Origin of the sequence: Devosia sp., assembly GCF_017307565.1 — a bacterium.
Classification (GTDB): Bacteria; Pseudomonadota; Alphaproteobacteria; order Rhizobiales; family Devosiaceae; genus Devosia.
Window position 1 is genome coordinate 1 of the sequence record NZ_JAFKHD010000034.1, and the last position, 4,817, is coordinate 4,817.

At 61.9% G+C, this 4,817-nt stretch carries 3 protein-coding genes; all 3 read left to right on the forward strand.

Translation table 11 applies throughout. The features are described from left to right. Positions 1–142 precede the first annotated feature (142 nt). Positions 143–1,576: an extracellular solute-binding protein gene (locus tag J0I64_RS00535; RefSeq protein WP_291405399.1), complete on the forward strand. Its 1,434-nt coding sequence runs from the start codon at positions 143–145 to the stop codon at positions 1,574–1,576. A 220-nt stretch (positions 1,577–1,796) separates the two neighbouring features. Then, a complete protein-coding gene (locus J0I64_RS00540) occupies positions 1,797–2,966 on the forward strand; it encodes an ADP-ribosylglycohydrolase family protein (protein ID WP_291405401.1) in 1,170 nt (389 codons plus the stop codon). Positions 2,967–2,975: 9 nt separating this feature from the next. Continuing rightward, positions 2,976–4,817: ADP-ribosylglycohydrolase family protein (locus J0I64_RS00545; RefSeq protein ID WP_291405403.1), on the forward strand; the 1,842-nt coding region annotated here is incomplete at its 3' end.

Genomic DNA, 4,817 nt, shown 5'->3' on the forward strand with positions numbered 1-4,817 from the left:
GGGGGCCATCTCGAGATCTCAGGGTGGGCCCCGGCCTTCGCCGGGGTGACAGTCGGTGGTGTTCGGCCACTGAGCCAGGTTCCAAAAATTCCAAAAATGCCGCGGAAGCGGTGCGACTAAAAATCAACGGAGGAGACTACCAATGACACTGAAGAAATTGCTTCTGGCGACGACGGCCGTTGCCATGCTGGCCGGCCTTGCCGCGCCGGCCATGGCCCAGACGACGCTGCGCCTCGTCAGCAAGGACCTGCTTTCGACCAATCCCGATGATGTGAGGGAAATCGAAGCCATCGAAGCCGCGCTCAAGGCGCAGGGTCTCGATATCGATATCCAGACCGTCGATCTGCCGAGCGGCACCTCGGCCTATGGCGAAGCGCTGGGCGTGATGCTGCTCTCGGGGGATATCCCCGACATCATGTACTTCCAGGGCGGCGACCAGAAGATGGCCGACCAGGGGATTCTCGAAAACCTGACGCCCTATATCGACGCTTCGACGAATGTGAAGGCAGCGCTCTGGCCGCACAATGTCGACCGCCTCGCGAACTATCCATACCTGCTCTACATCTACCCGCCGCGCGCCCCGCAGCCGGTGATGCGCACCGATTGGCTTGAAAAGCTCGGGCTCGCAGCGCCGAAAACCGTGGACGAATACGAGGCCCTGTTCCAGGCCATCCACGACGCTGATCTCGACGGCGACGGCACCAAGGGCAATACGCTGGGCCTGACCGGCTTTGGCAACACCACCGAACTCGACTCCGTCTTCAACCAGGCCTTTGGCGTGACCGGCACCTGGATGAAGAATGCCGAAGGCAAGTGGGTCAATTCGCGCGTGACCGACGCCGAAAAGGCCAAGATCGAGTTCTATGCACGGCTCGCCTCGAAGGGCCTGTTCGACAAGGAATATGTCACCAACACCTTCGACGTGAAGGAAGACAAGTTCTACACCGGCAAGGCCGGCGTGATCTTCGGCTCGTCGCCCGAAGTCATCGACATCTATGCCGGCAAGATGCGCCAGGCGCATCCGGGCGAGGATATTTCCCTGACCCTGCTGCCGATTCCGTCGGGTCCGGGCGGCCAGGGTCTGGCTGCGGTCGACGTTGCCAAGGAATCGCGCGGCTGGGCCATTTCCTCGCTCTCCGAGCACAAGGAGGAAGCCTTCAAGGTGCTCGATTTCATGGCGTCCAAGGAAGGCCAGGATATCGACCGTCTGGGTTTTGAAGGTACGCAATATACCAAGGACGCGAGCGGCAAGGTGACGTTCACCGACGCCATCTCGACCTGGTATGCGCGCTTCTTCAACGCCGCCAACTGGAACCCGCCGACCCCGCTGCTGTCGCCGACCGCGCAGTCCGCGCTCGATACGATCAAGGCGAACTTTGTGGCTGACAATGCCTTTGTCTGGCCGGCCGAATTTGCTGCCGATGTCGATGCGACCGAGCAGGTCTATCGCTCGTGGGTGGCCAAGTTCGTTACCGGCGAAGCCGGGATCGACCAGTGGGATGCGTTTGTTGCCGAATACAACGCGGCCGGTGGCGAGCGCATGGCGGAACACGCCCGGACTGTGTTGGGCGAGTAAGCGAAAGACTGTGCCTGACGGGATGCCGTCAGGTCCACAGGACGGCACCTCCCCCTTGATGGGGGAGGTTGGGAGGGGGTGCTGGGAGCCGCGATGTCGTGGCTCACACCCCCACCCTTGATCCCTCCCCACAAGGGGGAGGGTGTCGACTGAAAATACACGGCAAGAGCCGGGTCACAGGCCCGGCGACAACTAAAATGACAAAAGAGTCGGAGTCGAGATGACCCCATCCTTCCAGTCCCGCATTCGGGCCATGCTTTACGGCATTGCCCTGGGAGATGCGCTGGGCGCGCCGGTTGAAAAGCTGTCGGCGGCGCAGATCAGGGCGCGCTATGGCCGCGTGACATCGGTGATGACACGCTGGCACAAGATGGACCTGCCGCCCGAACAGCGGAACCATCGGGTGCGCGGGGATGGCATCATCACCGACGACACGATGATGACGCTGGCGCTGATGGATATTTATGGCGAGGCCGGGCGGCATCTCGACGCCTGGGACATGGCCGATGGCATGGTCAAGCAGATCGCCTGGACGCCGCGCTGGGTGCCGGAACTGCAGCGCGAAGCCATGCTGATCGACCGGCTGTTTTATCCCGAGAAGTGGATTTTCCAGCGGCATCAATTGTCCAATTGCGATCCCCGTCAGGGCGGTATCGGCAATATGGTGAACTGCGGGGCGGCGATGTATATCGCGCCGATCGGGGTCGCCAATGCGGCCAATCCGCGGGCGGCCTATGACGAGGCGATCGGTTTCGCGGCGGGACACCAGGAAAGCTATGGGCTCGAAGCGGCCGGCGTGACGGCTGCGGCCGTGGCTGCGGCTTTCGTACCCGGCGCGACCATTGACGGCATTCTTGAGACGGTGCTTGGCCTTGCCAAGGACGGCACGCGCGCGGCCATTGCTGAAATTGCCGAGGTGGCCAATCGCCTGCGCGGCAGCGGGGCGGAGCATGCCAAGGTGTGCGACGCCTTTCATGCGGCCATCGCGCCGTTTTCGGTGATGGGCGACGACGTCAACCACATGCCCGAAAAGGTCGGGCGGTTGACCGATGCCTATCGGCCGAGCCGGTTGCAGGCGATCGAGGAATTGCCGCTCGCGCTGGGCTTCTGTCTCCTCAACCAGGGGGATTTCCGCGCCTCGATCGAGGACGGGATCAATTCGGGACGCGATACCGATTCCATCGGCGTCATGGCCGGCGCCATTCTCGGGGCGCTGCATGGCGAGGCGGTCATTGATGAGACCGATCTCGGCCAGCTCAACTCGGCCAATCGCTTGGATCTCATGAAATCGGCCGACGCCTTTGCGGCGGCGGCTTCCAAAATCATTGCCGCTGATCGCGCCGCTGCCCGTGCGCGCGAAGAGGCTTTTTCCCTACTCAATCTCGCCTGAAAGTTGCCCATGCTCTCCGAACAACAAATCCTTGAAAAGATCTATGCCGGCTTCATCGCCAAGGCCATCGGCGTGCGGCTCGGCGCGCCCGTTGAGCCGACCATCTGGAGCTATGACCGCATCCAGAAGACCTATGGCGAGGTGACGCAATATCTCCGCGATTTCAAGAATTTCGCGGCTGACGACGACACCAATGGTCCCGTCTATTTCATCCGCGCGCTGCGCGATTATGGGCTGAACTGCACGGCCGAGGATGTCGGCAAAACCTGGCTCAATTATGCGGCCGAAGAGCACGGCATGTATTGGTGGGGCGGGTTTGGCGTTTCGACCGAACACACCGCCTACAAGAACCTGCAGGCTGGCATTCCGGCGCCGCATTCGGGCTCGATTGCCACCAATGGCACGACCGTCGCCGAGCAGATCGGCGGGCAGATTTTCATCGATAGTTGGGGCTGGGTGAACCCGGGCAATCCCAAGCGCGCGGCGGAAATGTCGGCCATGGCCGCGAGCGTGGCGCATGATGGCGACGGGCTCAATGGTGCGCGCTTCTGCGCGGCGGCGATTGCGGCGGCGTTTGAGGCCAAGAGCATCGACGAGATCATCGAGACGGCGATGGCGCAGATCGATGCGAACTCGACCTACGCAAAAGTTTGCCGGGCGGTGATCGATTTCCATAAGGCCAATCCGGACAATTGGCGGCTGTGCCGCGACATGCTGACGGCGGACTGGGGTTATGATCGCTATCCCGGCGTCTGCCACATCATCCCCAATGCCGGGGTGACCATCATGTCGATCCTTTATGGCGCGGGTTCGCTGCCGCGTACGGCCGAGATCGCCACCATGGCGGGCTGGGATACGGACTGTAATGCTGGCAATGCCGCGGCCATTGTCGGGACGTTCCAGGGGCTTGATGCGGGCTGGGACAAATACCGCAAGCCGATCAGCGATTTCCTCGTCGCTTCGGGCATCGTGGGGTCGATCAATATCGTCGACATTCCGAGCTTTGCGCGAGAGCTGACGGTGCTGGCGCTGCAACTGGCCGGGCGCGATGTGCCGGCGCTGTGGCTGGAAGATTTTACACGCCGCGGGCTGCGGTTTGATTTTGATCTGCCGGGTTCGACGCATGGCTTCCGCACCGAGGGTTTTAATCAGATCAGCCTGAAACACTCGGACGAGCGGCATGTTGAGGGCTCGCGCGGCTCGCTGGAGATTCAGCTCGATCGCCTGGAGCGCGGTCAGGGCGGGCGGATTTTCTGGAAGCCGTTCTATCGCCGCAGCGATTTTGACGATGAACGCTATCGCCCGATGTTCTCGCCGGTGGTGGATGCTGGGCAGGTGGTCAAATTCAAGCTGTGGCTCGATCCGTGGAATGGCGACGGCAATCTGCGGGTAGCGCCCTATGTGCGTCGCGCCATGAGCGGGACGATTGAGGAAACCGGCGCCTGGCATGTGCCTTCGCATGAGGGCTGGCAGGACTATGAATTCGTGGTGCCCGAGGGCGTTGAAGCCGTCGACGAGATTGGTATTTCGGTCGAGTACTTTGGGCGACTAAAATTCCTTGGGCGGCTGTTCCTTGCCGATTTCACCGTCTCCGGACCGGGACATCTCACCATCGATCCGGCAACGGAAATCCAGGAATGGGGCGCGATTTCACGCTTTACCTGGAACCGTGGGCACTGGACCAAGCAGTTCGGCCGTATCCATGGGCATGCGTCGAGCGATGCCGATATGTGGACCGGGCATTATTACAGCCGCGACGTGACTGTGTCGGCGGATCTTGAAGTGCTGGCCGGGCAGTCGCAGCTGGTGACGGCGCGCGTGCAGGGCGCGGGGCTGTTCTATGCGGCCGGG